22 protein-coding genes are annotated in these 22900 nt (G+C 63.2%); all 22 read right to left on the reverse strand.

Annotated elements, in window-relative coordinates; all coding sequences use genetic code 11:
* Positions 1-128 precede the first annotated feature (128 nt).
* The gene (locus ACM62G_RS03420) at positions 129-1604 is read right to left on the reverse strand and encodes a sigma-54 dependent transcriptional regulator (RefSeq protein ID WP_054060748.1); all 1476 of its coding nucleotides are present in this window, start codon (positions 1602-1604) and stop codon (positions 129-131) included.
* 172 nt (positions 1605-1776) lie between these two features.
* Positions 1777-2073, reverse strand: a complete 297-nt coding sequence (locus ACM62G_RS03425; RefSeq protein WP_419736686.1) for a flagellar protein FliT — start codon at positions 2071-2073, stop codon at positions 1777-1779.
* Between the two features lie 13 nt (positions 2074-2086).
* Positions 2087-2482 carry a flagellar export chaperone FliS gene (gene fliS / locus ACM62G_RS03430; protein ID WP_419736687.1) on the reverse strand — a complete coding sequence of 132 codons (396 nt, stop codon included), beginning with the start codon at positions 2480-2482 and terminating at the stop codon, positions 2087-2089.
* A 129-nt stretch (positions 2483-2611) separates the two neighbouring features.
* Positions 2612-4042, reverse strand: coding sequence for a flagellar filament capping protein FliD (fliD, locus tag ACM62G_RS03435; protein WP_419736688.1), 1431 nt, complete (start codon positions 4040-4042; stop codon positions 2612-2614).
* Positions 4043-4123: 81 nt separating this feature from the next.
* The gene (locus tag ACM62G_RS03440) at positions 4124-4501 is read right to left on the reverse strand and encodes a flagellar protein FlaG (protein ID WP_419736689.1); all 378 of its coding nucleotides are present in this window, start codon (positions 4499-4501) and stop codon (positions 4124-4126) included.
* Positions 4502-4573: 72 nt separating this feature from the next.
* A complete protein-coding gene (locus ACM62G_RS03445; RefSeq protein ID WP_419736690.1) occupies positions 4574-5425 on the reverse strand; it encodes a flagellin domain-containing protein in 852 nt (283 codons plus the stop codon).
* Positions 5426-5660: 235 nt separating this feature from the next.
* Positions 5661-5930 (reverse strand): hypothetical protein, encoded by a 270-nt coding sequence (locus ACM62G_RS03450; RefSeq protein ID WP_054064079.1) that lies wholly within the window; start codon positions 5928-5930, stop codon positions 5661-5663.
* Positions 5927-7219, reverse strand: a complete 1293-nt coding sequence (locus tag ACM62G_RS03455; protein WP_419736691.1) for a motility associated factor glycosyltransferase family protein — start codon at positions 7217-7219, stop codon at positions 5927-5929. Before ACM62G_RS03455 ends, ACM62G_RS03450 begins: the two co-directional genes overlap by 4 nt.
* Before the next feature lie 74 nt (positions 7220-7293).
* Entirely contained in the window at positions 7294-8220 is a 927-nt protein-coding gene (locus ACM62G_RS03460) for a ketoacyl-ACP synthase III (RefSeq protein ID WP_054060755.1), read from the reverse strand.
* Between the two features lie 231 nt (positions 8221-8451).
* Entirely contained in the window at positions 8452-9504 is a 1053-nt protein-coding gene (gene pseI / locus ACM62G_RS03465; RefSeq protein ID WP_273819348.1) for a pseudaminic acid synthase, read from the reverse strand.
* Positions 9497-11002, reverse strand: coding sequence for a UDP-2,4-diacetamido-2,4,6-trideoxy-beta-L-altropyranose hydrolase (pseG, locus tag ACM62G_RS03470; RefSeq protein WP_419736692.1), 1506 nt, complete (start codon positions 11000-11002; stop codon positions 9497-9499). The genes pseI and pseG overlap by 8 nt, the downstream gene beginning before the upstream one ends.
* Positions 10999-11709 (reverse strand): pseudaminic acid cytidylyltransferase, encoded by a 711-nt coding sequence (gene pseF, locus ACM62G_RS03475; protein ID WP_419736693.1) that lies wholly within the window; start codon positions 11707-11709, stop codon positions 10999-11001. Before pseF ends, pseG begins: the two co-directional genes overlap by 4 nt.
* Positions 11706-12326, reverse strand: coding sequence for a pseudaminic acid biosynthesis-associated methylase (locus tag ACM62G_RS03480; protein WP_054060556.1), 621 nt, complete (start codon positions 12324-12326; stop codon positions 11706-11708). The genes pseF and ACM62G_RS03480 overlap by 4 nt, the downstream gene beginning before the upstream one ends.
* A gap of 33 nt (positions 12327-12359) precedes the next feature.
* Positions 12360-13529 (reverse strand): UDP-4-amino-4,6-dideoxy-N-acetyl-beta-L-altrosamine transaminase, encoded by a 1170-nt coding sequence (gene pseC, locus ACM62G_RS03485; RefSeq protein ID WP_419736694.1) that lies wholly within the window; start codon positions 13527-13529, stop codon positions 12360-12362.
* A gap of 117 nt (positions 13530-13646) precedes the next feature.
* Positions 13647-16571, reverse strand: a complete 2925-nt coding sequence (locus ACM62G_RS03490; protein WP_419736695.1) for a TIGR00180 family glycosyltransferase — start codon at positions 16569-16571, stop codon at positions 13647-13649.
* A 55-nt stretch (positions 16572-16626) separates the two neighbouring features.
* Positions 16627-17355 carry a cephalosporin hydroxylase family protein gene (locus ACM62G_RS03495; RefSeq protein ID WP_419736696.1) on the reverse strand — a complete coding sequence of 243 codons (729 nt, stop codon included), beginning with the start codon at positions 17353-17355 and terminating at the stop codon, positions 16627-16629.
* 22 nt (positions 17356-17377) lie between these two features.
* The gene (locus tag ACM62G_RS03500; RefSeq protein WP_419736697.1) at positions 17378-18046 is read right to left on the reverse strand and encodes an acetyltransferase; all 669 of its coding nucleotides are present in this window, start codon (positions 18044-18046) and stop codon (positions 17378-17380) included.
* Complete coding sequence (locus tag ACM62G_RS03505) at positions 18043-19164, reverse strand: DegT/DnrJ/EryC1/StrS family aminotransferase (protein WP_419736698.1); 1122 nt, start codon at positions 19162-19164, stop codon at positions 18043-18045. Before ACM62G_RS03505 ends, ACM62G_RS03500 begins: the two co-directional genes overlap by 4 nt.
* Complete coding sequence (locus ACM62G_RS03510) at positions 19161-20387, reverse strand: methyltransferase domain-containing protein (protein ID WP_419736699.1); 1227 nt, start codon at positions 20385-20387, stop codon at positions 19161-19163. The genes ACM62G_RS03505 and ACM62G_RS03510 overlap by 4 nt, the downstream gene beginning before the upstream one ends.
* Positions 20384-20944: a dTDP-4-dehydrorhamnose 3,5-epimerase family protein gene (locus ACM62G_RS03515; protein ID WP_273819340.1), complete on the reverse strand. Its 561-nt coding sequence runs from the start codon at positions 20942-20944 to the stop codon at positions 20384-20386. Before ACM62G_RS03515 ends, ACM62G_RS03510 begins: the two co-directional genes overlap by 4 nt.
* Positions 20941-22023 (reverse strand): CDP-glucose 4,6-dehydratase, encoded by a 1083-nt coding sequence (rfbG, locus tag ACM62G_RS03520; protein ID WP_419736700.1) that lies wholly within the window; start codon positions 22021-22023, stop codon positions 20941-20943. The genes ACM62G_RS03515 and rfbG overlap by 4 nt, the downstream gene beginning before the upstream one ends.
* Positions 22005-22778, reverse strand: coding sequence for a glucose-1-phosphate cytidylyltransferase (gene rfbF / locus ACM62G_RS03525; RefSeq protein ID WP_054060591.1), 774 nt, complete (start codon positions 22776-22778; stop codon positions 22005-22007). Before rfbF ends, rfbG begins: the two co-directional genes overlap by 19 nt.
* Positions 22779-22900 lie beyond the last annotated feature (122 nt).

Raw genomic sequence — 22900 nt, forward strand, 5'->3', positions numbered from 1 at the left:
CTGGGCGGCTTGGGGCATCGTCATCTCTCGCTTGACTGACCGTCATTTAAACGGAAGGTTGCGGGAGACTTAGCAATACCCGTGCCTAAAAAAAACCGCCCAATTTTCAGTAACTTGAAAAACAGGCGTCAATCATCCGCCTGTTCATCACCTTCACGGCGGCTCATGCCGTACTTGCGCATCTTCTCCACCAGGGTGGTACGCCGAATACGCAGACGCTCGGCGGCCCGGGCGACGATACCATTGGCATCGTCCAGGGCCTGCTGGATCAACCCCTGCTCCAGGCCACCCAGGTAGTCCTTGAGGTCCAGGCCTTCGGGCGGCAGCATCGCCGAGGTGCTGAAGTCCGGCGTATGGCCGTTGATCGCCACGCGCTCCTCGAGGTCGCTGCGCAGGCTGTCGACCATCTGCTCGTCTTCGTCATCGACGTAGCGGAATTTCTTCGGCAGTTCAGCCACGCCGATCACCCCATAGGGATGCATGATCGCCATGCGCTCCACCAGGTTGGCCAGCTCGCGGACGTTGCCCGGCCAGCCATGACGGCACAGCGACATGATCGCGGCCGAGTTGAAGCGGATCGAACCGCGCTTCTCGTGCTCCATGCGCGAGATCAGCTCGTTCATCAGCAGCGGGATATCCTCGACCCGCTCGCGCAGCGGCGCCATCTCGATCGGGAAAACGTTCAGGCGGTAGTAGAGGTCCTCACGGAAACTACCCACCTCGATCATGCTTTCGAGGTTCTTGTGGGTCGCCGCGATGATCCGCACATCGATGCTCTGGGTCTTGTTGCTGCCCACGCGCTCGAAGGTACGCTCCTGCAGCACGCGCAGCAGCTTGACCTGCATCGGCAGCGGCATGTCGCCGATTTCGTCGAGGAACAGCGTACCGCCGTTTGCCAGCTCGAAGCGCCCGGCCCGGCTGGTGATGGCGCCAGTGAAGGCGCCCTTCTCATGACCGAACAGCTCGCTTTCCAGCAACTCGGCCGGAATCGCCCCGCAGTTGACCGGAACGAAGGGCGCGTCGCGCCGCTTGGAATGGTAGTGCAGGTTGCGCGCCACGACTTCCTTGCCAGTACCGGACTCACCGAGGATCAGCACGCTGGCATCGGTATCGGCCACCTGCTGCATCATCTGCCGCACGTGCTGAATCGCACGGCTGGTACCGACCAGACTGCGGAACAGGTTCGGTTCGCGCTGGCGACCACGCTCGCGGGCCTGGTCATACATCTCGCGATAGACCTGGGCACGGTGCAGGGAATCGAGCAGCTTGCTGTAGCTGGGCGGCAGTTCAAGGCTGGAAAGCACCCGGCGGCGCAGGTCTTCGGGCAGCTCGGCAGAACTATTTTCACCCAAAAGCAGAACAGGAAGGAACTCATCCCAGGTTCCGAGTGTCTTAAGCAAGCCCGATAGCCCCGCGCTCGCGTTGACAGTCCCGATCAGGACGCACAACACCTCGCGGCTGGACGCCAGGGACTCGGCCGCCTGCTGCCAGTCATTGCTGCCGCAGGACAGGTTGTCTTCGCCGAGAAAATTTAGAATCACCGCCAAATCCCGGCGGCGAACGCTATCGTCATCGATCAGCAGAATTTTGGTTTCACGCCACATGCAATAGCAACTTCCCTAGTCAACTCGATGCCCGGGATGGATGGGCAACACTTGACGCCCGAGGTGGGCTATCACCTTCAAAGACGACTGAAATCGGAAAAACAGCACTAGTTAAGTCAAAAAATCGTGCGTAGTCAAATTTATGGCGCAATACGTTTCGATTAACCCTGTGTCAACCGAACAAATGGTAAACCTTCGCCGCGTTCTGCGCCTGCTGCAGGTGCTGCATCTCGTCGACTATCGCCTGCCGTTCCGCCATCGCCGTCTCCAGCAACTGTCGATAGACGTGCAACAGTTCCTCCAGGCTATTACGCAAGGCATCCTCGTCGACCGACGCCTCGTTGAGCACATCCTCCATGCAGGCACGGCACGCGAGGTCCAGTTCGGCGATGCTCCCCCAGTCACGATCGGCCAGGGCCTTCACCAAGGCTTCGCGGGTTTCCTGGATACGCTGCAGTACGAGGCTCATGACGCTGTACTCCTTAGAACTGTGTGGCAGGCTCGCCAATGGCGTCCCATCCCTCTTTGACCGTGCTGAGCAGGCCTGCGACTTCATCGAGGATCTTCGGATCGGACTTGATGTTGGCCTCGGCCAGACGCTTCATCATGTAGATATAGAGGCTGTCCAGGTCACCCAGGGCTTCGGCCTGCTTCTCCAGATCCAGCCCCTCACGCAGGCCACCGATGATACCGACAGCCTTGCTGATCGCCACGCCCTTGGCGGCGATATCCTTGCGCTCGATCGCCCCCTTGGCCTGAGCAATGCGATCCAGGCCACCTTCCATCAGCATTTGCACCAGACGGTGAGGACTGGCCTCGGAGGTCTGTGCCTGGGCCCCCACTTTCTGATACTGCCGAAGGGCTAACATCGGGTTCATGTCGTACCTCGCTGCCACTCTAAAAGTTCGTATGATCAGTGTATCGCCTTCGAGTCAAAAAACTTTAACCCGAAAGGCAAAAACCCGGCGCGCCATTCAGCGTAGCCGGGTTTTTGGCGTCCACCCAAATTACTTGGCGGATTGCTGCGCGTTCAACGAGGTGAAGAACGAGGTGATACTGCTGGCCGTCGCCTTCAACTGACCAACCACGAGGTCCATGGCATTGTACTTGGCCGTCAGGGTCTTGGTCATGTTGGTGACCCGCAGGTTCAGGGCCGTCTGCTGATCCTGGAGCAGTTTGCTCTGGTTCTTCAGACTGGTACTGCGCTGATCGAGCAGACCACCGGTCTGCAGGTACGGCGTCATCGCCTTGTTCAGGCGCGCGATGAGGCCGTCGCTCGAACCGCTGCCGTTGAACAGCTGCTGCACCTGGCCACTCATGCCACTGGTGCCCATGGCCTTGTTGAAGGCGGTGGTATCCAGGGACAGTTGACCGGAGTTGGAAGCATCGTTGCCGGCAACCGTCAGCACGCCCAACTGCGACAGCACCGACAACGGCCCGCTACCTGGAGCAGTCAGCTGCCCACGGAGATCGGCGATCAGCGCGCGCGGCATGGAGTCGCCGGTGAAGGCCGCCGCTACGGTCAGGTTGCCATCAGCGTCCGCCGTCGCCTTGGACAGGGAGTTGATGGTGCTCATCAGGGTGTTGTAGGCATCGACGAACGACTGGACCGACTTCTGCAGGCCATCCTTGTTGGTTGCCACGGTGACGGTCGAAGTGGCGCCACCGCCCGCCACCAGGTTCAGGGTCAGGCCACTGATCGCACCGGTAACGGTGTTGCTCTTGCTGGTCACCGCCAGACCGTCGATGCTCAGCGAGGCATCCTTGGCAAGGGCGGTAACGGCACCCGAATCGGAAGCACCGGAACCCATCACCTGGGTGCCATCGATTTCCAGGCCCGAGATACCGCTGACCTTGATGTCAGAACCCGAACCGGTCTTCGTCGAACTGATGACCAGGCGCGACGCACCGGTACTGTCGGTGACGATGTTGGCCGAGAAGCCATTGACGTCCTGCGCCAGGTTGATAGCGTCCCGGGTGCTCTGCAAGGTGGCATTGGCAGGGATGGTGACGTTGTAGGGAGTGCCATTTTGAGTGATGGTCAGGGTCCCACTCGGAATGGCACTGCTCGGACCGCCGGCGAAGGAGGCACTGGCCACTTTCGAGCCGGTGGCGAGATTGTTCACGACAACATTGTAGACACCGGAAACGGCCGTGTTGTCGGAAGTGGCGGTCAGGGTCGCCGGGGTACCGGAGGTCGCCGAGTAGCCGGCGAAAGCCGTGCTGGTGGACGCGCCGAGATTGTTGAGGGTCGTCTGGAACGCCGACAGGGCGCTCTTGAGTGACGCGACACCGGAAATTTTCAGGGTGTTGCTTTTTGTTGCGGTATCGATCTGCGTCTGCTTGGCCGATTTGTCGGCGTTCACCAGCGCAGTCACGATGGAACTGATATCCAGACCCGAGCCTAGGCCCGTTCCCGGTAAAATTGGACTTGCCATGTGCCTCTCCCGTCGGTTGCTGCCGGTCTTTTGACCCTTACCAGCGGCCAAAGATCCAGCTCGCACTATTCATGCCAGTTGTCAGACTTTTCCATCGAACAGAACACTGCTCGCCGAACTCAGGCTGTCAGCCAACCTCATGGCCTCGGCGGTAGGAATCTGCCTGACCACTTCACCCGTATCGCTGGCGATGACCTTGACGATGACTTTCCCGGAATGCTCGTCAATCGAGAACTCCAGGTTGCGCTTGATCGACTGCACGAACTTTTCGATGTCCTGAACAGCCCGCTTGAGCCTTTCGGAGGAGTCCGCATCCTTGTTGGTGGCGTCGGTGTCCGGAGCAGCCTGCACCGTATCCGCCTGAGGCGCCGCAGCCGGCTTATCGGCCACAGTGGAGCTGTTGGAACTGGCCGGTAGAATCGCTGGGTAAGACAGATTAAGTTTTACACTCATGTCCATCTTCAACACCTCTCAACGTAAAAAGGCGAGAGAGTGTGACAAGCACACCCCCCGCCAAAACCCATTCCGAGATTACTGAAGCAGCTTCAGTACAGCGGAAGGCAGTTGGTTAGCCTGAGCCAGAACAGAGGTGGAAGCCTGTTGCAGGGTCTGCTGCTTGGTCAGGTTAGCAGTTTCTGCGGCGAAGTCGGTATCTTGTACGCGACCTTGTGCAGCAGTGGTGTTTTCCACGATGTTCTGCAGGTTGGCGATGGTGCTGGTCAGACGGTTCTGCGAAGCACCGAGGCTGGCGCGAGTGCTGTTGATGGTCGCCAGAGCGGCATCGATTGCAGTAATCGCGTTGTCGATGTTGGCCGACAGGGTGGCCGAAGTAGCACCGGTCAGTACCACGGTACCGCTGCCAACCGACAGGCTGACGGCGTCGAACTTGGAGCTCAGTACCAGGTCGATACGGTTGGCCGAACCGGTGTTCGCACCGACTTGCAGGGACATGGTGCCAGCGCTGCCGTCCAGCAGGTTCTTGCCGTTCAGGTTGGTGGAAGCCGAGATACGGGTCAGTTCGTCAGACATCTGAGCGAATTCGGCGTTGGTAGCGGTCTGGTCAGCAGTGGCGTTGGTACCGTTACGGGCTTTAACAGCCAGTTCACGCATACGCTGCAGGATGTCGGTGGAAGCCTGCAGAGCGCCTTCAGCGGTCTGGGCAACGGAGATACCGTCGTTGGCGTTCTGGATCGCCTGGTTGCCACCACGGATCTGGGAGCTCATGCGGGTAGCGATCTGCAGGCCAGCGGCGTCGTCTTTGGCGCTGTTGATTTTCAGGCCGGAAGACAGGCGCTGCATGGAAGTCGACAGGGCGTCGGTTGCGCGGTTGAGGTTTTTCTGAACACCCAGCGAAGTAGTGTTAGTGTTTACAGTTAAAGCCATGACGAAATCCTCGTTGGTTGGGTACTACGGCTTCCGGCCCTGGCATCCGCCGGGTGTGGCCTAGAGAACCTTCGTAATAGTTATCGTCGGTATGGCAGGTTGCTTGAGGGCTTTTTTCAAAAAATTTGCTAGCAACCTGCCACCCCTCTAAAAACAAAGGCTTAGCGCATAGCGCCAACAGGAAAAATGGCGCCAGAGAACCGCCCATGCCCAACCGTTCGTCACCAGGGCATCCTCACGCGCCCTGGACCGTCTCCAGCAGCTCGACCAATTCGTATTGCAGGGTATCGGCCAATCCGAGCCAGTCCTGGCGCTCCTGGCAGTCGAGCATCGACACCAGCAGTTGCGTCCATGTCTGTTGCACCTCGGCAGGTGCCTGCTGAAGCAGCGCCTGGATGCCGTCGAAGACCTCGACCATCACCAGCGCCGCCTCGACATCGCGACCGAAGCGGAACAATGCCGAGCAGCGCCGCGCTTCGCCGATACTGTATTCGAAGGGCTTCATTGCACGAACTCCTGGTCGAACCCGCTGCCGATAATCCGCGCGCCCGCCCGGCTGCTGTTGAGGAAACGCACCTGCGGATGCGCGGCGATATAACGCTCCAATTCGCAGAGATAGCGACGGAAATTCAACTGCGTGCGCACCCGCTGGCCATTGCCATCGAGCACCCAGTGCCGCGCCTCGTTGACCCCCGGACCGAGCTCGCCATCATTCCAGCCGGCGTGGGTCTTGTTCATCGGGAAGGCGAAATCGGCGCCAAACAGGGTAACGGTCGCGGCCCCCATCTTCACCGCCAGGTCCACGGCCGGGTGCAGCACGCTGCCGCCGACATACAGCATGCCCCGCTGGAACTGCTGGCGAACCGCCCCATAGACCGGGCTGGCGGAGTAGCCCCCATAGCGCGGCCCCTGCCAGGCCCGGAGCACCTGCGGATCGCTCATGGGCATGTAGACCAGCGGAATCCCCACGGACGCCTCGGGCGGCAGGTGCCTGAAGCCGATGCGCTGGTCGATGCTCACCACCAGGTCGGGCTTGATGCCCTGCTCCTGCAACGGCCGGTAGGCGGTATCGACACTGATGAACAGGGGGCGCTGCGCCTGGGCGCGAACCGCGCGCAACTTGTCGAACTGCTGTTCGAGGCTCGGCCCGGTGCCGATCACGTAGATGTGCTGCCCCGCTCGCGTTGCGAACAACTCGGCGACATCGCGATCGGCAGCGAAGATCTCGCGACTCTCATCCAGGCGCTGAAGTATCTCCGGGGATTGCGGGTCAAACTCGCGGTTGTTGAAACTCAGGTGCACTTCGGCCACCAGCCGGTCGCGCATCCGCGCATTGCAATCGTCGGCCAGGACCAACTCGGCCGGCAGCGCAAAAAACGGGAAGAGGATTTCCGGATGGTCGGCCGCATAACCCAGTTCGACCCGCGGATCGGCCAGCCAGCCATCCTGCTCCAGCAGCCCGAGCACCCGCTTGAACAACGCGCCATTGAGCACATGCACGTTCAGCCGCTGCAATTGCGGCGACTCCAGCAGCACCTGCTGCAGATCACCCAGCCCCGTGCCATAGACATGCAGCGTGGCACTGCCAGGCGGCAGGCAGGCGGCCTGCAGGCGCGCCTCGGCGATACGGTCATGCCGACTGGTCAGTTGCACGCCGCCGACACTCAGCGTCGAACCCAGCCCCTCGACCAGCTCGATGGCCAGCCGGTCGCTCTCCTCGGCCAGCAGGCGCTGCCACACCTGCGGCCAGCGCGCCTCAATGATCCGGGCATTCCGCTCAAAGCTATCGCTCATCCTGCCTCGCTCCGCGCAAAAAAATAGCGCTCAAGGTTAACTCACCCGGAGCGCCACTTTGCAACCCTGTGGAATCAGGGTCGATGAATGATCGCCGAGCCCCACGACAGGCCAACGCCGAAGCCACTGAGGGCGACGCGCTTCCAGGTCGAGTTGAGCACGTGCTTTTCCAGCAGCAGCGGAATGCTCGAGGACACGGTGTTGCCGGTCTCGGTCATGTCCTTGATGAACTTCTCCGGCTTGTCCTCGAAACGCCGCGCCACCGCATCGACGATCGCCGCACTGCCCTGGTGGATGCAGAAGGCGTCGATATCGCTCGGCTGCAGGCCCGAGTCCTCGAGCAGTTCATGCAGATGCGCCGGCACCTTGAGCAGGGCGAAGTTGAACACCTGGCGGCCGTTCATGAAGAACACCCCGTCGCTGACCTTCAGGTGCGGCGCGCCGGAGCCATCGGTACCGAACTTCGACTTGCCCAACTGCCAGGGCGCGTCTTCACCCATCCAGGTCGCGGTCGCGGCATCGCCGAACAGCATGGTGGTGTTGCGGTCTTCCGGATCGACGATCTTCGAATACGGGTCGGCGGTGATCAGCAGGCCATTCTTCAGGCCGGCAGCCTCCATGAAGCCCTTCATGGCATAGATGCCATAGACGTAGCCGGAACAGCCCAGGGAAATGTCGAACGCCGCCACGTGGGTCGGCAGGCCGAGCTTGTCCTGGACGATCGCCGCGGTATGCGGCAGGCCTTCCTCGTCACCGTTCTGGGTGACGACGATCAGCGCGTCGATGCTCTCGCGCTTGAGTTGCGGATTGCTGGCGAACAAGGCATTTGCCGCTTCGACACACAGGTCCGAGGTTTCCTGCCCGGCGTCTTTGCGCGGCAGGAAGGCGGAACCGATCTTGCCCAGGATGAACTCTTCATCCTTGGCGAATTTGGCACCCTGAGCGTAGTTGTCCACGCCGGCTGTCGGCACGTAACTGGCAATGCTTTTTATGCCAATCATTATGAATTCCCAATAATAAACAGCTGAATATCACCGCTCGCAGGCATCGAGGGGCGCCGATCAACAGGGATTTTCCGTCACCCCAAGACAGGGCGAAAACGGCGGATACAACGGGGCGATCACCGACCGAAAAGGCTCAGGCGCCCGCATCCCCGGAAAATACAATACTGTGAAGATGCACGTCATGACTCACAAGTCACGCCTATTTTGCCCGAATCGATGCCAAGGAGGCTATTGGATCAACGACCAGTCCAGGGGCGTACCGCGTTTCAGGGTCGCCCGGGCCTTGCGCCCGAGCACAGACTCGGCATGTTTGGGCGCCAACCCCAGGCCGGGGCGGATCGCCCGCACGTTCTGCACGGTGAAGGGCTCGCCCTCGGCGACGTCCTGCACCACGTACAGCGAACGCCGGTAGACCAGGGATTTGCGCTCCGCCTCGGTGGCGCCATAACGCACCTGGCCCAACGCCTGCCAGGCCCGCTCGGTCTCCACCACCAGGCTGGCCAGTTCGGCCGGTTCCAGGGAGAAACTGGCGTCCACCCCGCCGGCAGCACGATCGAGGGTGAAGTGTTTCTCCACTACCGTCGCCCCCAGGGCCACCGCCGCCACTGCGACGCCAACCCCCATGGAATGGTCGGACAGCCCCACCTGGCAGCCGAACAGTTGCTGCAGGTGGGCAATGGTGCGGATATGGCTGTTGAGCGGTGACGCCGGGTAGGTGCTGGTGCACTTGAGCAGTACCAGGTCCCGGCAACCGGCAGCCCGCGCGGCACGCACCGTTTCATCGAGTTCGGCGACACTGGCCATGCCGGTGGAGATGATCAGCGGCTTGCCCGTGGCGGCCACCCGACGAATCAGCGGCAGGTCGGTGTTCTCGAAACTGGCGATCTTGTAGGCCGGCACCTCGAGGCTTTCGAGGAAATCCACCGCCGTTTCGTCGAATGGCGTGGAGAACGCCAGCATGCCCAGCTCTTTCGCCCGGGCGAAGATCGGTGCATGCCACTCCCAGGGCGTGTGGGCCTTCTCGTAGAGTTCATACAGCGACGAGCCGGCCCACAGGCTGCCGGGGTCCTTGATGAAGAACTCGCCCTCGGCCAGGTCCAGGGTCATGGTGTCGGCGGTGTAGGTCTGCAACTTCAGCGCATGGGCGCCGGCCCTGGCCGCCGCCTCGACGATCTGCAGCGCCACCTCCAGCGACTGGTTGTGGTTGCCGCTCATTTCGGCGATGACAAACGGCGGTGCATCCGGGCCAATCACGCGCTGGCCGATCTTGAAACTAGTCATGGAGCTGATCCTTCACTACACGCTCGAAACGGCTGGCCGACTGGACATAACCGCTGTTGCGAAACAATTCGATCGATGCCGGGTTATCCGGCAGCACACGGGCGTCGATCACCGTCACCTGCGGCCAATGCTCGCGCAGGGCCCGTTCGCCACGGGCCAGCAGCGCCCTGCCCCAGCCCAGCCCCAGGCGGCCCTCGAACAGGTACAGGGAAACCTCGGCGCGCTCGCCCGCCAGGTCATAACGCAGCACGCCCACCGGGCCATCCGCCACCTCGGCGATCAGCAGCAGGCAGGTGCGATCGCGCAGCTTCGCCGCCAACCAGGCCTGATGCGCCGGCCACTCGATCGGCGCGCTGTTCAGCGACGCCCGACGGACCGGCTCATGGTTGCGGCCATCGAACAAGCGCCGTGAATCCTCCGGTGTCACCTGCCGCACGTCGAGGCCCGCCCCCAACAGGGCGACGGCAAAACGTCGGGCACCGAGCCCGTCGACCAGGCCACGCGAGCGCTCGGCCAGGCTGCGGCGCAAGCCGACATTGCCGAGCACGAAACCCACCGCCCGCTTCAGGTGATCGACATCCACCGCCTGGCTGGTACCCAGATAGATATGCGCACCCGCCGCCGCCAGCCGTTCGGCGTTGGCCTGCTGGTTCTCGGCCACCGCGATGCACAGGGTCGGCAAGCCCAGTGCGGCCCGCTCCCAACTGGTGCCGCCACCGGCCCCGATGAACAGATCGGCGCCGGCCATCAGCTCGGCAAAATCCTTGACGAAGGTCTGCACCCGCCACGATGGGCGATCCGCGGCCATCGCCTGCAGCTGTGCCAGCCGTGGGTTGGCCGTGCCGGCGACGAAATCCACCTGCAGATCGTGGAAATCCGCCAGGGCCAGCATGGCCTTCCAGGTCTCCCCGGCCCCGTCGAGCCCGCCAAAATTCACCAGCACCCGCCCGGCCTGGACGTTGATAGGCACCGGGGGGCGGCGGAACTCGTCGCGAATCAGCGCGTAGCGTGGGCCGAGCAGTTGCCGGCAAGGCGCCAGGGTCCGTCCGGCATACTCGGGGTCGCCGGCGGTGAAATTCTGGTCGAAGAGAAGGTCCACCTCATGCTGGCGGTTGTTCAGGTCATCGATCGCCGCGATCCGCCCTGCCCAGCGCCGAGCGGCAGTCTGCCAGCGATGGTCGAGGCCATAGTGGTCGACGACGATCCAGTCGAATGCCGGCTCCCCCGCCAGGCTGCACTCCAGGGCCTCGATATCGGCCTGCCAGGGCAACGGCGCCTCGATACCCAGGGCGGGCTCTTCACCCGGATAGGCACCCGGCAGGACCACACTGCGCCACCCCTCCCCGGCCAGCCGGGCCAGGGCATTGCCGGGCAGGTCCCGACAGGCGAACAGCACCTGGGCACCGCCGGCACGCAGGATCGCGGCCAACGTCAGGCAACGGGCAACGTGCCCGCTGCCAATGGCGGCCGAAGCGTCAGCCCGAAACAGCACTCTCACGACTGCAACTCCCCTGCGGCCTGCAAGGCCGAGTACAGGTACTCCGCCCGGAGCCAATCCTCAGGCGTATCGATATCCTGGACCAGATGGCGCGGCAGCCGCACGGGCAGGCTCCTTTCGGAAAACAGCACATCGCCGCGCAACCAGGCGGCGCTGCGCCCCCAATAGAACTGCCCGGCATCCTGGAATGCCGGCGGCAGATCCTGGGAACGGGTCTGGCGGTGCTCCGGGTAGAGCGCGGTCAACGCCCCCTCGTCCGTCAGGGTCAGTGCGCGCTGGATCGGAAAGCCGAACTCGCAGACGGAGAACGCGAAAGAGCGCTCGGGATGCCGCTCCAGCAACTCGAAGCCTTCGCGCAGGAAACGCCCCTGCAACAGCGGCGCCGTGGCATAGATGCAACAGGCATAGTCGAAAACCTGGCCCTGCTGCGCCAACGCCTCGACGGCATGGGCGATCACCGCCGCAGTGCCGGTGAAATCATCGGCCAGCGTTGCCGGCCGCATGAACGGCACGCGCGCGCCCTGCTCGCGCGCCACCTCGGCGATCTGCGCATCGTCGGTACTGACCACCACCTGCTCGAACAGCCCGCTGTTCAGCGCCAGCCGGATCGAGCGCGCGATCATCGGCTCGCCATGGAACAGCTTGAGGTTCTTGCGCGGGATCCGCTTGCTGCCACCCCGCGCGGGGATGATCGCCACGGCGCTCAAGGACGTTTTTCCAGCAGGAACCAGTTCAGATCGTCGACCGGGAACTGCCGGTCGCGGTGGTAACCGAAGCCATAGTCGAGCAACTGCAGGTCGCGGTAGCGATCGAGCATCTCGCCGGCGAAGTCGCGCTTGAACAACTTGCCACCGTGACCGCGATAGGACACCTCGACCGGCACCGGGTTGTAGTACTCGGCCAACAGGATGTAGCGCCCGCTCAGTTCGTAGAGTTGCTCATAGGCCGCCGCCAACAGCTCGGGCGCCAGATGGATCAGCACGCCCTTGCTCAGGGTCAGGTCGAAACGCTGCTCGCGCGGATAGTCGAACAGCGAACCGTGCCAGACCTCGGCGATGCCCAATCCGTTCGCCTGCTCGCAGGCCCTGGCGTTGATTTCCACGCCCTGCAACCGGCAGCCGGGCAGCAACTGGTGCAAGGCCCGCAGGTTGTTGCCGGTGTTGGTGCCCAGCTCCAGCAGGCTGTCGAGCCGGACCGTGCGTGCCAGCGCCTTGGCGAACAACGCCAGGTTGGCGGCGATCAGTTCATGGCCCTGGTTGCGCCCCAGGTACTCATCACCGAACTCGCCGCGCCAGAAGGCTTCCTGCTCGCTGAACTCACGCATGGCTGACTCTTTCCTCGAAGCAATGAACATCGTTTAACCGACAAGGTTTCGCAACTGCTCGACCACATAGTCCTGTTGTTCCTCGGTAAGCAGCGGGAACAACGGCAGGCTGACCGCTTCGCCGAAGTAACGCTCGGCTTCGGGAAAATCGCCATCCTTGAAACCCTGCTCACGGTAGTAGGGCTGCAAGTGCACCGGGATGTAGTGCAGGTTCACACCGATTCCGGCGGCCCGCAGGGTGTCGAAGACCTCACGTTGGCTGACCCGGATACGTTCCAGTTGCAGACGCACCACATACAGGTGCCAGGCCGACTCGGCCCCCGGCTGCGCCACCGGCAGGGTCAATGGCAGGTCGGCCAGCAGACGGTCGTAGCGCGCCGCCAGCTCGCGCCGCCGGGCGACGAAACTGTCGAGCCGGGCAGCCTGGGACAGCCCCAGTGCCGCGTGCAGATCGGTCATCCGGTAGTTGCAGCCCAGTTCCAGCTGCTGGTAATACCAGAGGCCCTGCTCGGGCACGTTCATCTGCGCCGGATCGCCCGTGATGCCATGGCTGCGCAGGCGGCGCAGGCGTTCGGCCAGTTCGGCACTGTTGGTCAGCACCATCCCGCCCTCGGCCGAGGTGATGATCTTCACCGGATGGAAACTGAAGATGGTCATCGCCGCGTAGTCGCCACAGCCCACCGGCCGACCGAAATAAGAGGCGCCCACCGCATGGGAGGCATCCTCGATCAGGGTGAATCCGTAGCGCTCGGCCAATTCGGCAATGGCGCGCATGTCGCAGCTCTGCCCGGCGAAGGCGACAGCCACCACCACCTTGGGCAGACGACCGGCCGTCGCGGCACTCTCCAGCTTGCGCGCCAGCAAGCCGGCATCGAGGTTCAGGGTCTGCGGGTCGATATCGACGAAGTCCACCTCGGCCCCACAATAGCGACCACAGTTGGCGGAGGCGACGAAGGTGTTCGGACTGGTCCACAGACGATCCCCCGGCCCCAACCCGGCCGCCAGGCAGGCGATGTGCAGGGCGGCGGTGGCATTGCACACCGCCACCGCGAAGTCGGCCTGGCAATGTTCCGCCAGCGCCGCCTCGAAGCGTGGAATCGTCGGCCCCTGGGTCAACCAGGGCGACTTGAGCACCTCGACCACCGCATCGATATCGGCCTGTTCGATACTCTGATGACCATAGGGAATCTGATAGGGCGTCATGGCTGCAACTCGCTCCGGACAGACCCTGGCGAGCTACGCCCGCAAGAGTCGTTGTCAGTGGGGATGAACATCGATCTGCCGTTGAACATGCCGTGATTCCTCCTGCCGTATACCGGCCTAGACCAGCAACTGCGCCCAGTCCAGGTCGCTGCCCGCCGCCAGAGTGAAGCCCTTGCCGACCAGGGACAGGTTCGGGTTGTAGGCCGGGTCGGCCTGGAACGCCGCCGGCCACTTCTCCCGCAGCGCCGCCAAGGCCTGGGGTGCCTCGGGCAGAATGCCGGGGTGGACGATCTGCACATGCGGTGTCCACGACACCAGATGACCGCTCTGGCCCACCTTGAGGCACAGGTCGACATCGGCGAAGGACTCGGCAAAGTCGCTCTCGTCCAGACCACCGAGCGCCTCGAACAGCGCCTTGCGCACCATCAGGCATACCGCCGACACGGCCGAATAGTTCTGCTCGACCACCAGGCGCTGCATGTAGCCCGTGGCATCCTTCTTCTCGCCGACAAACGGCGAGCCAACACCTTCATTCAGACCGAGAATCAGGCCAGCCTGGGAAATCTTCGCATCACGACCATAGAACTTGGCACCGACCACCCCGACTTCCGGACGCAGTGCCTGGTTGAGCAGGGATTCGATCCAGTTGGGGTTGACCACTTCGCTGTCGGCGGCGAGCAACACCAGGTATTCACCCTGCGCCTGTCGTGCCGCCGCGTTGCAGAAGCCCGCGCTGCCTGCCCCGCCGCTCTGCAGCAGGCTGACCTTGGCGCCCTGCGGTTGTGTCTGGAGCCACTTGGCCAACGCCTCGCCACGATCCGCGTCATCGGCCACCAGCACTTCGTATTTCAGATAGCGGGTACGCTGCAGGACGGCGCTGAGGCAACGCTCCAGCTCGGCAAAGTCCGCCGGGCCATGAACGATGATCGAGACCAGCGGCCGCTCGGTATGGCGGTAGTCGATCATGTAGGTGCCCGGCTCCTGCGAAGTGACCTGTGCCTTGTAGCCACGGGTTGCCAGGTGGCGCAGCAGAGTCGCACGCTCATGGGCATTCTCCGCCAATTCCGGGGCGGCCGAGATCAGCAGCGGCTCATCCAGATGCGCCAGGCCAGCCAGGTCGCCCTGTTCAATCAGGCGCAACAGCAGGTCGAACTCCAGCGCCTTACTGAAGTCGGCGTTGAAGCCACCGGCCTCCACCAGCACATCACGGCGAATCAGCCAGTGCCGGGCCATCAGCGCCGGCACACTCAGCAGCAGGTCGGGGTTGAAGCCGGGACGGAACACATCTCGCAAAGCACCATTGGCGTCACGGTGAATCTCATCGATGCACACCGCGCGGCAGCCCTCGGCGTGCTGCAGTTCCAGGCCGGCCCGGAGCAGGCCGCCCGCGGTGAACTCGTCGCCGACTTCCGCCAGCATCAACCAGTCGCAGGCCGATTGACGGGCGAACTGGTTCAGCTTGTCGACATAGTTGCTGCGGGTCACCCGCACGAAGTGCAGGGTATTCTGCAGCGTCGTCGCTGCCTGCGGCTCACCGCTGGTGAAGACCACGATCCGGAATGCCTTGCCATAGCCCTCCAGCAAGCTGTCGAGGGTCACCTGCAATTTGCCGATATCGTTATCCAGGTCCAGCAACATCAGGCCAAAGACCGGACCACTGCCCTGCTGTGCCTGATACTCGCCGATGGCGGCCAACTGGCCGGCGTCGGGCTCGCGCGCCTCCAGCCAGTTGAGCAGCCGGCCGGACAGCATGGCATCGAAGGTCGAACGCTGGTCCAGGGGAGACGCCGCCTCCAGACGCTCACCCCAGGCACGCACCTGACGCAGCTCATCGTCTTCCGGATCCAGCGCCTCCAGTTGCTGCACCAGGCGCTTGACGACTTCCCGGTTGAACAGGTTGCAGTCCTGGGCCTGCCACAGCCGATCGACCACACTCTCGGGCGTATCGTTGTTGTGGGGTCGCATCAGGGCGTGCTGGCGAGCCCAGACCCCCTCCAGTTCCTGCAACTGCACACGCCCCGCCGGCATCGCATGGAGCAGGAATTCGAAATGGCTCAAGTGATCGAAAAATGCCTGGTTGTAGTAAGGCATTTCCATGTACTGCTTGGGTCCGAAGCGCCGGTCCGGAGCCTCGATATTGCGCCAGTGCGATTCGAACAGCAGCTCGACCGTCAGTGCCCTGCCGGTGCGCAGGCTATCGGCCATGGCCTCGAAGCTCTCCAGGGCGAAGGCCTTGACCGCGGCCGGGTCCTCGGAACGGATATCGGTTGGCAGGGCCGCCAGAAACTCTGCAAAGGCATGCCGCTCGGCCACGGACTTGGCATCGGCGAACGTCAGCGAGTGATAGACCTCGGTGTTGTGTTCCGAAGCCCCATAGTTGAGTTCACGCACGACGTAGGGAGTCGGCAGGATACGCGCCTTGGCCCGGGCCAGCATGTAGTAGGCATGACCGATTTCCTGCCACTGGAAGATGGTGTCCTTCGGCATCACGGCGTACCAGTCGCGCAGCAACGCGGTACGGTGCACGGCATAGAAAGGCGGCACGTACTCGCTCATGAACTGCAGGATACGGTCCTGGGCATGCTCGCTGGCGTAATCCTCGGAAACCTTCTTGTCCCGCCGGTAGTAACTGACGCTATTGGCCAGCGTCAGGTACATCAGGCAGTAGCCATGGCACATGCCGTAGTCCTGGTTCGCCTCCAGGAAGGACACCGACTCGCGCAAGGCGTCATGCACGATGAAATCATCGTCCGCCGCGAACACCATGTAGGGCGTTTCCACCTGCTCAACGCCATACGCCAGCTTGCTCTGGATGCCCCAGTAACCGAACTGGGGAAGGTGCCGATAATCAACCGACGGGTACACGCCCTCGATGCCTTCGGTCACCTGGGCCGAAGAGTCGAGCACCAGAATCCGACAAGGCAGGGTGCTGTAGAAATGCGCCGCCCTGCGCGCGAAGGCAGGCCGGTTGTGGGTAATCAACACCACTGTCAACAGACTGCTCAACGACAGATCCTGTTCGTTACTGTACTTCCCTTGCATGACCTTTCCCCACAACCGGCAAATCGCCCAAAGAATTCAAGAATGATGTCGCTGCTCAACGAACTCGACGCAGATAGCCGTCGGGAGCCACGGTGATCAGCAACTTGCTATGGATTCGCGCATCAATCTCGAAATCGCGATTTTCCTCCAGGTACTTCCAGACCGCGGTCTTCGGGTTGTCGCCCTTGCCCCACGGACGATCCGGGAAGGCGTCCTCCGGCATGTCCTCGACCACGGTGTCCATGACCACGCAGTAGCTGCCCACCGACACCAGCGGGGCGTAGAGGCGCAACTCCTCGAGCACATGCTCGTGGGTATGGTTCGAGTCCAGGACCACCAGCACTTTCTTCCCGGCAACCCGCTCACGCACCTGATCGACGATGGCCGGATCGATGCTCGAGCCCTGGATCATGCTGATCCGGCGCGCCATCGGATGGGCCTCGATGGCTTCGCGATTGTGCTGGCGGATGTCGATGTCGACACCCAGTACTTCACCGTGGCCGATCAGCTCCAGCATCGACGCGTAGAACACCAGCGAACCGCCGTGGGCGATCCCCGTCTCGACGATGATGTCGGGGCGCAGGTCCCAGATGATTTCCTGCATGGCAACCATGTCCTGGGGGAACTGAATGATCGGACGCCCCATCCAGCTGAAGTTGTAGGTGTACTTGTGCCTGGCGGTCACGCCAACCCAGTTCAGGGACTCGGTCTGCAGGGCCTTGTCCTGGCTCAGGCCATCAATGTTGCCGCTGACTTCTGCGCGAAACTGTTCATGTGGATTCATGCAAACGCTCCGATACGAGGCTTTATTTGTTGAAAACCCGACCATCCCCATAGGGAACGGACTGGGTCTTGATAATTCTGGCGGGATTGCCCACGACTACCGCGTAGTCGGGAACGTCCCGGGTGACGACGGCACCGGCACCGACGATCGACCAGCGACCGATGCGCAGGCGCGGCAGGATGGTCGCGTTGGTCCCGATGAAGGCGCCATCACCCACCTCGACACAACCGGCGATGGCGACGCCCGGAGCCATGAATACCGAGTCGCCGATACGGCCTTCATGCCCGACCAGGCTGCCGTAGCTGATGCTGCTGTTATCGCCGATGACGACTTCGGCCTGGATGATCACGCCTTCCTGGAGATAGTTGCCCGTGCCCATGCGTGTCATCGACAACTCGATGCCCGGATGAACGAAATTGCCCAGTGTGCCCCCCGCCTCGACGAGTTGTCTCGTGGTTTCATAGCGGGTTCGGGTATCGCGGGTGATCAGATTCACGAAGCAGGCATCCGGCCCTTTCAGTTCGGCGACCTGCTCCCATCCGCCCAGCACCGGCACCCCATGAAACAGGGTCCCGTGCTTGGCCGGATCATTGTCGAGAAAGGCGAATCGGTCCTGGGGATTGGTCCGCTGCAGTGTGCGGATCATGCGCACCGCTTCCGGGTTCGCCGCACCGAGCAGATAAAAATTCACGCTGGGCTCCCCTGCCGGGACACGTCACGGATGACGTCGATCACCCGCTGCTGGTCAGCGTCGGTCATGTCGTGGTAGCTGGGAAGATTGATGGCCCGCCCGGACAGCGAAAAGGCCATCGGCGTATCCACGCTCACGCCCTCGAACATCGGCAACGAAGACAGGGGCCAGAAGAATACGCGGGCGTCGATATTCGCCGCCTGGAACGCTTCGATCAGCGTCTCCCGGGTGATTCCGGTCTCGGCGTCGAAGACGACGGTGGGCATCCAGTAGCCATTGCGCGAATGGGCCGGTTGCGGGTTCAGCGACACGCCCGGGACACCCAGCAAGCCGTCGGCATAACGCGCGAAAATCGCCCGCTTGCGGGCGATCAGTTCCTCGACCCGCTCGATCTGGGCGCAGCCGATAGCCGCCTGCAGATTGCTCATCTTGTATTTGAAACCAATGAAGTCGGGCCAGAACTGGCGCTTGCTGCCACTGACCCGACCATGATTGGAAAGGGTCAGGACGCGCTCGTAGAGCGCCTTGTCCGAGGTGACGAAGATTCCCCCTTCGCCGGTGGTCATGGTCTTGGTGCCGTGGAAGGAGAAGGCGCCGAAGGCCCCCAGCGATCCGGCGGCCTTGCCGCGCCACTGGGAACCGATGGCCTCGGCCGCGTCCTCGATGACCGCAATGCCGTGCCTGGCACCAATGGCCAACAGCGCATCCATGTCACAGAGGTTGCCATACAGATGCACCGCGACGATGGCCTTGGTCCGCGGTGTGATGGCTCGCTCGACCTGCTCCGGATCCAGGCACCAGCTGTCCGCCAGGACATCGACAAAGACCGGCGTGGCACCGAGGTAGTCGATCGGTGCGGCAGAGGCGATCCAGTTGGTGTTGGCCAGGATGACCTCATCGCCCGGACCGACCCCCAGGGCCGCCATTCCCATGTGCAGGGCACCGGTGCAACTGGAAGTGGCAATGGCGTAGGGCACCCCCAGGTGCTCGGCAAAGGACTTCTCGAAACGCGTGATGTATTCGTAGCAGCGCTCGCCCCAGCCATGCTGCACCGCGTCCAGCACGTATCGGGACTCCAGCTCGCCAACGCTGGGTTTGGTGTAATGAATTCGGCTCATCTGAAATTCAACTCCGGAATGGCAACCACAAAGCGAGCCCCCCATTCACGCACCATCGCGTACTGCTGGGTAATCTCGTCCAGAAGGTTCCATGGCAACACGAGAATGTAATCAGGCTTTTCGCTGGCAATGCGCTCGGGGGACACCACCGCAATCCGGCTGCCCGGCAGGAACTTGCCCTGCTTGTGCGGGCTGGCATCGGCGACCCAGGCCAGCAGGTCCGGACGCACCCCGGCGTAGTTGAGCAGCGTATTGCCCTTGGCCGCCGCGCCATAGCCGACCACGCGCTTGCCTTCGGCCTTGGCCTTGAGCAGGAAACGCAGCAGATCGTGCTTGATGCGTTCGGCGGCGGGCGCCAGGGTGGCGTAGAACGCCGGGGTCTTCACTCCGGCGGCCAGTTCGGCGTCCAGCACCTGGCGCACCACCGGCAGCACGTCGCGCCGCTCACCGTCGGCGCGCTGCACGAATACCCGCAGCGAACCGCCGTGGGTCGACAGGCCGCCGACGTCGAAGACTTCCAGGCCATTGCGCTCGCACAGCGCCTGCACGGCGGTCAGCGACAGGTAGGAATAGTGTTCGTGATACAGGGTGTCGAACTGGTGTCCGGCCATCAGTGCCAGCAGGTGCGGGAACTCGAAGGTCGCCACGCCCGTCGGCTTGAGCAGGGTTGCAAAGCCCTGGAGGAAATCGTTGATGTCCGGCACATGGGCCAGCACGTTGTTGGCCGCCATCAGGTCGGCGGCCCAGCCCTCCTCGCGCAACTGCCGGGCGGTGTCCCGGCCGAAGAACAGCTCGCGGATCTCCAGGCCCTTGTCCCGCGCCGCCTGGGCGGTGCTGCGGGTCGGCTCGACCCCCAGGCAGGGAATGCCGCGGCCGGCCACGTACTGCAGCAGGTAGCCATCGTTGGCCGCCACTTCCACCACCCGGCTGTCGCCGGTCAGGCCGAAGCGTTCGACCATCTCGGCCACGTAGCGCTCGGCATGGGCCAGCCAGGTGCTGGAGAACGAGCTGAAATAGGCGTAGTCGGCGTCGAACAGCGTGTCGGCGCGGGTGTAGTCCTCGGTCTGTACCAGCCAGCAGCTCTGGCACACCGCAACCTTCAGCGGTACCCAGGCCTCCGCCTGCTCCAATTGCTCGGCCCGCAGGTAGGCGTTGGACGGCGGCGACGTGCCGAGATCGATCAACGGCAGGACCAGTGGGGTGCCGCAACCTCGGCAGTTCATAGACGCACTCCAGGAAAAGACGCGTCGATCAGCGGATGGCTGGCATCCCTGGCCGACAGATTTTTGACAGCCTCGGGCCAGGTGATCGCCAGGCGCGGGTCGAGCACCGACAACCCGCCTTCACTCTGCGGCGTGTAGTCGGCACTGTGCAGGTACAGCAGCTCGGCATCGTCGCTCAGGGCCTGGAAGCCATGGGCAAAACCGGCCGGTAGCAGCAGGCTGCGGCCATCGCCGGCACGCAGGTGCTCGGCATGCCATTGCAGGAAGGTCGGCGACTCCGGCCGAAGGTCCACCGCGACGTCCCAGACCTCACCGCGCAGGCAGGTGATCAGCTTGGCTTCCGGGGCCTGGGCATTCTGGTAATGCAGGCCGCGCACGCTGCCGCGCTCACGGGTGCAGGAATGGTTGATCTGGCGGATGTGAAAAGGCTCGCCGAAGGCACTCAGGCTGCCCTCGCAGAACAACCGGGAGAAATGCCCACGCGAGTCGGCGTGGCGTTTGTGCTGCACGTTGAACAACCCCGCCAGCGGCAAGGCCTGGATCAGGAACTCGCTCACAGCGCCCCCCGATAGAGGTCCAGCTGGGCCAGGGTGATCGCCCGCATGTCGGCACCGCCCTGCCAGGCCAGGTGCCAGTCGAGGGTCTGCTCCAGGCATTGCTGCAACGACCAGCGTGGTTGCCAGCCGAGCAACTGCCGCGCGCGGCTGCTGTCCAGACGCAACAGCCCGGCCTCGTGCAGCTCGCTTGGCTCGACCCGCAGTCCGGGAGCCTGCGGCCAGCGCCCGGCGAGCCGTGCGACAACGTCGCCGACGCTGCACATGTCATCCTCGCCCGGCCCGAAATTCCACGCACCGGCCAGGTCCGGCCCGCGCTCATACAGCGCGGCGGCCAATTGCAGGTAGCCCGCCAGCGGTTCCAGCGCATGCTGCCAGGGCCGTACGGCCTGGGGATAACGCAGGGTCACCGGCTCGCCCGCCGACCAAGCGCGCAGCACGTCGGGAATCAGCCGCTCCGGCGAAAAGTCGCCGCCGCCAAGAACATTGCCGGCCCGCGCGGTTGCCACCGCCAAGCCATGCACGTCATAGCGCTCGGGCGGAAAAAAGGACGCCACGTAGGACTGCGCCAGCAACTCGCAGCAGGCCTTGCTGCTGCTGTAGGGATCATGACCGCCGAGGGCTTCGTTCTCGCGATAGGGCCAGGCCCATTCCTGGTTGGCGTAGACCTTGTCGGTGGTGATCAGCACACAGGCACTCACGCCGCCGACCTGGCGAATCGCCTCGAGCAGGTTGAGCGTGCCCATGACGTTGCTCGAGTAGGTGCCGAGCGGGTCGCGATAGGCCTCGCGCACCAGCGGCTGGGCGGCCAGGTGCAGGACGATCTCCGGTTCGGTTTCGGCAATCAGTTCCAGCAGCGCGCCGAGGTCGCGCAGATCGCCACGGCGATCGTCCATGCCCTCGCCGACCCGTGCCAGGTCGAACAGGTTCGGTTCGGTCGAAGGTGCCAGGGCGAAACCGCTGACCTGGGCACCCAGGCTCTGCAGCCAGAGCGCCAGCCAACTGCCCTTGAAGCCGGTGTGGCCGGTCAACAGGACCCGCTTGCCGTTCCAGAACGCCCGGCTCAGTCCCACTGCTTCCACGGGGCCTCCCCGCTCTGCCAGAGCTGTTCGAGGTGATTCTTGTCGCGCAGGGTGTCCATCGGGTGCCAGAAGCCGTCATGCTGGAAGGCATTCAACTGCCCATCGGCGGCCAGGCCCATCAGCGGCTCGGCTTCCCAGACGGTGGAGTCACCACTGATCAGCGGCAGGACCTTGGGCGACAGGACAAAGAAGCCACCGTTGATCCAGCCGCCGTCGCCACGGGGCTTTTCGATGAAACCGCGAACACTGTCGCCATCACGCTCCAGCGCGCCATAGCGGCCAGGCGGTTGCACGGCGGTGACCGTCGCCAGCTTGCCGCTGGCCCGGTGGAAATTCACCAGCGCACCGATATCGAGATCCGAGACGCCGTCACCGTAGGTGAAGCAGAACGCGTCCTCGTCCTGCAGGTAGCGGCCGGCGCGACGCAGGCGACCACCGGTCATGGTTTCCTCACCGGTGTCGATCAGGGTCACGCGCCACGGCTCGCTGTAGTTCTGGTGAACGTCCATGCGGTTGTTGCACATGTCGAAGGTGACGTCGGAGGTGTGCAGGAAGTAGTTGGCGAAGAAGTCCTTGATCGCGTAGCCCTTGTACCCCAGGCAGATCACGAAATCGTGGATGCCGTGGGCCGAGTACTGCTTCATGATGTGCCAGAGAATTGGCTTGCCACCGATCTCGATCATCGGCTTGGGCTTGAGATGCGACTCCTCGCTGATCCGCGTACCCAGGCCGCCCGCCAGAATTACTGCCTTCATCTTGTCCCCTCTCGTACGTACAAGGCCGGCTGAGGCCTTGTCGGACCACCCAGACTGCCGGATCAAATCGCGCTCATGGGGCCTGGCCGCTGGGCCACGCCGTCAAATGCACGATTTATGGC

Source organism: Pseudomonas sp. COR18 (assembly GCF_048568395.1).
Classification (GTDB): Bacteria; Pseudomonadota; Gammaproteobacteria; order Pseudomonadales; family Pseudomonadaceae; genus Aquipseudomonas; species Aquipseudomonas fuscovaginae_B.

Excerpts from the sequence above, each read along its gene's own strand:
- ACM62G_RS03420 (WP_054060748.1), bottom strand. The coding sequence starts at position 1,604 with ATGTGGCGTGAAACCAAAATTCTGCTGATCGATGACGATAGCGTTCGC.
- ACM62G_RS03425 (WP_419736686.1), bottom strand. The coding sequence starts at position 2,073 with ATGAGCCTCGTACTGCAGCGTATCCAGGAAACCCGCGAAGCCTTGGTG.
- fliS (WP_419736687.1), bottom strand. The coding sequence starts at position 2,482 with ATGAACCCGATGTTAGCCCTTCGGCAGTATCAGAAAGTGGGGGCCCAG.
- fliD (WP_419736688.1), bottom strand. The coding sequence starts at position 4,042 with ATGGCAAGTCCAATTTTACCGGGAACGGGCCTAGGCTCGGGTCTGGAT.
- ACM62G_RS03440 (WP_419736689.1), bottom strand. The coding sequence starts at position 4,501 with ATGGACATGAGTGTAAAACTTAATCTGTCTTACCCAGCGATTCTACCG.
- ACM62G_RS03445 (WP_419736690.1), bottom strand. The coding sequence starts at position 5,425 with ATGGCTTTAACTGTAAACACTAACACTACTTCGCTGGGTGTTCAGAAA.
- ACM62G_RS03450 (WP_054064079.1), bottom strand. The coding sequence starts at position 5,930 with ATGAAGCCCTTCGAATACAGTATCGGCGAAGCGCGGCGCTGCTCGGCA.
- ACM62G_RS03455 (WP_419736691.1), bottom strand. The coding sequence starts at position 7,219 with ATGAGCGATAGCTTTGAGCGGAATGCCCGGATCATTGAGGCGCGCTGG.
- ACM62G_RS03460 (WP_054060755.1), bottom strand. The coding sequence starts at position 8,220 with ATGATTGGCATAAAAAGCATTGCCAGTTACGTGCCGACAGCCGGCGTG.
- pseI (WP_273819348.1), bottom strand. The coding sequence starts at position 9,504 with ATGACTAGTTTCAAGATCGGCCAGCGCGTGATTGGCCCGGATGCACCG.
- ACM62G_RS03480 (WP_054060556.1), bottom strand. The coding sequence starts at position 12,326 with ATGCGTGAGTTCAGCGAGCAGGAAGCCTTCTGGCGCGGCGAGTTCGGT.
- pseC (WP_419736694.1), bottom strand. The coding sequence starts at position 13,529 with ATGACGCCCTATCAGATTCCCTATGGTCATCAGAGTATCGAACAGGCC.
- ACM62G_RS03490 (WP_419736695.1), bottom strand. The coding sequence starts at position 16,571 with ATGCAAGGGAAGTACAGTAACGAACAGGATCTGTCGTTGAGCAGTCTG.
- ACM62G_RS03495 (WP_419736696.1), bottom strand. The coding sequence starts at position 17,355 with ATGAATCCACATGAACAGTTTCGCGCAGAAGTCAGCGGCAACATTGAT.
- ACM62G_RS03505 (WP_419736698.1), bottom strand. The coding sequence starts at position 19,164 with ATGAGCCGAATTCATTACACCAAACCCAGCGTTGGCGAGCTGGAGTCC.
- ACM62G_RS03510 (WP_419736699.1), bottom strand. The coding sequence starts at position 20,387 with ATGAACTGCCGAGGTTGCGGCACCCCACTGGTCCTGCCGTTGATCGAT.
- rfbF (WP_054060591.1), bottom strand. The coding sequence starts at position 22,778 with ATGAAGGCAGTAATTCTGGCGGGCGGCCTGGGTACGCGGATCAGCGAG.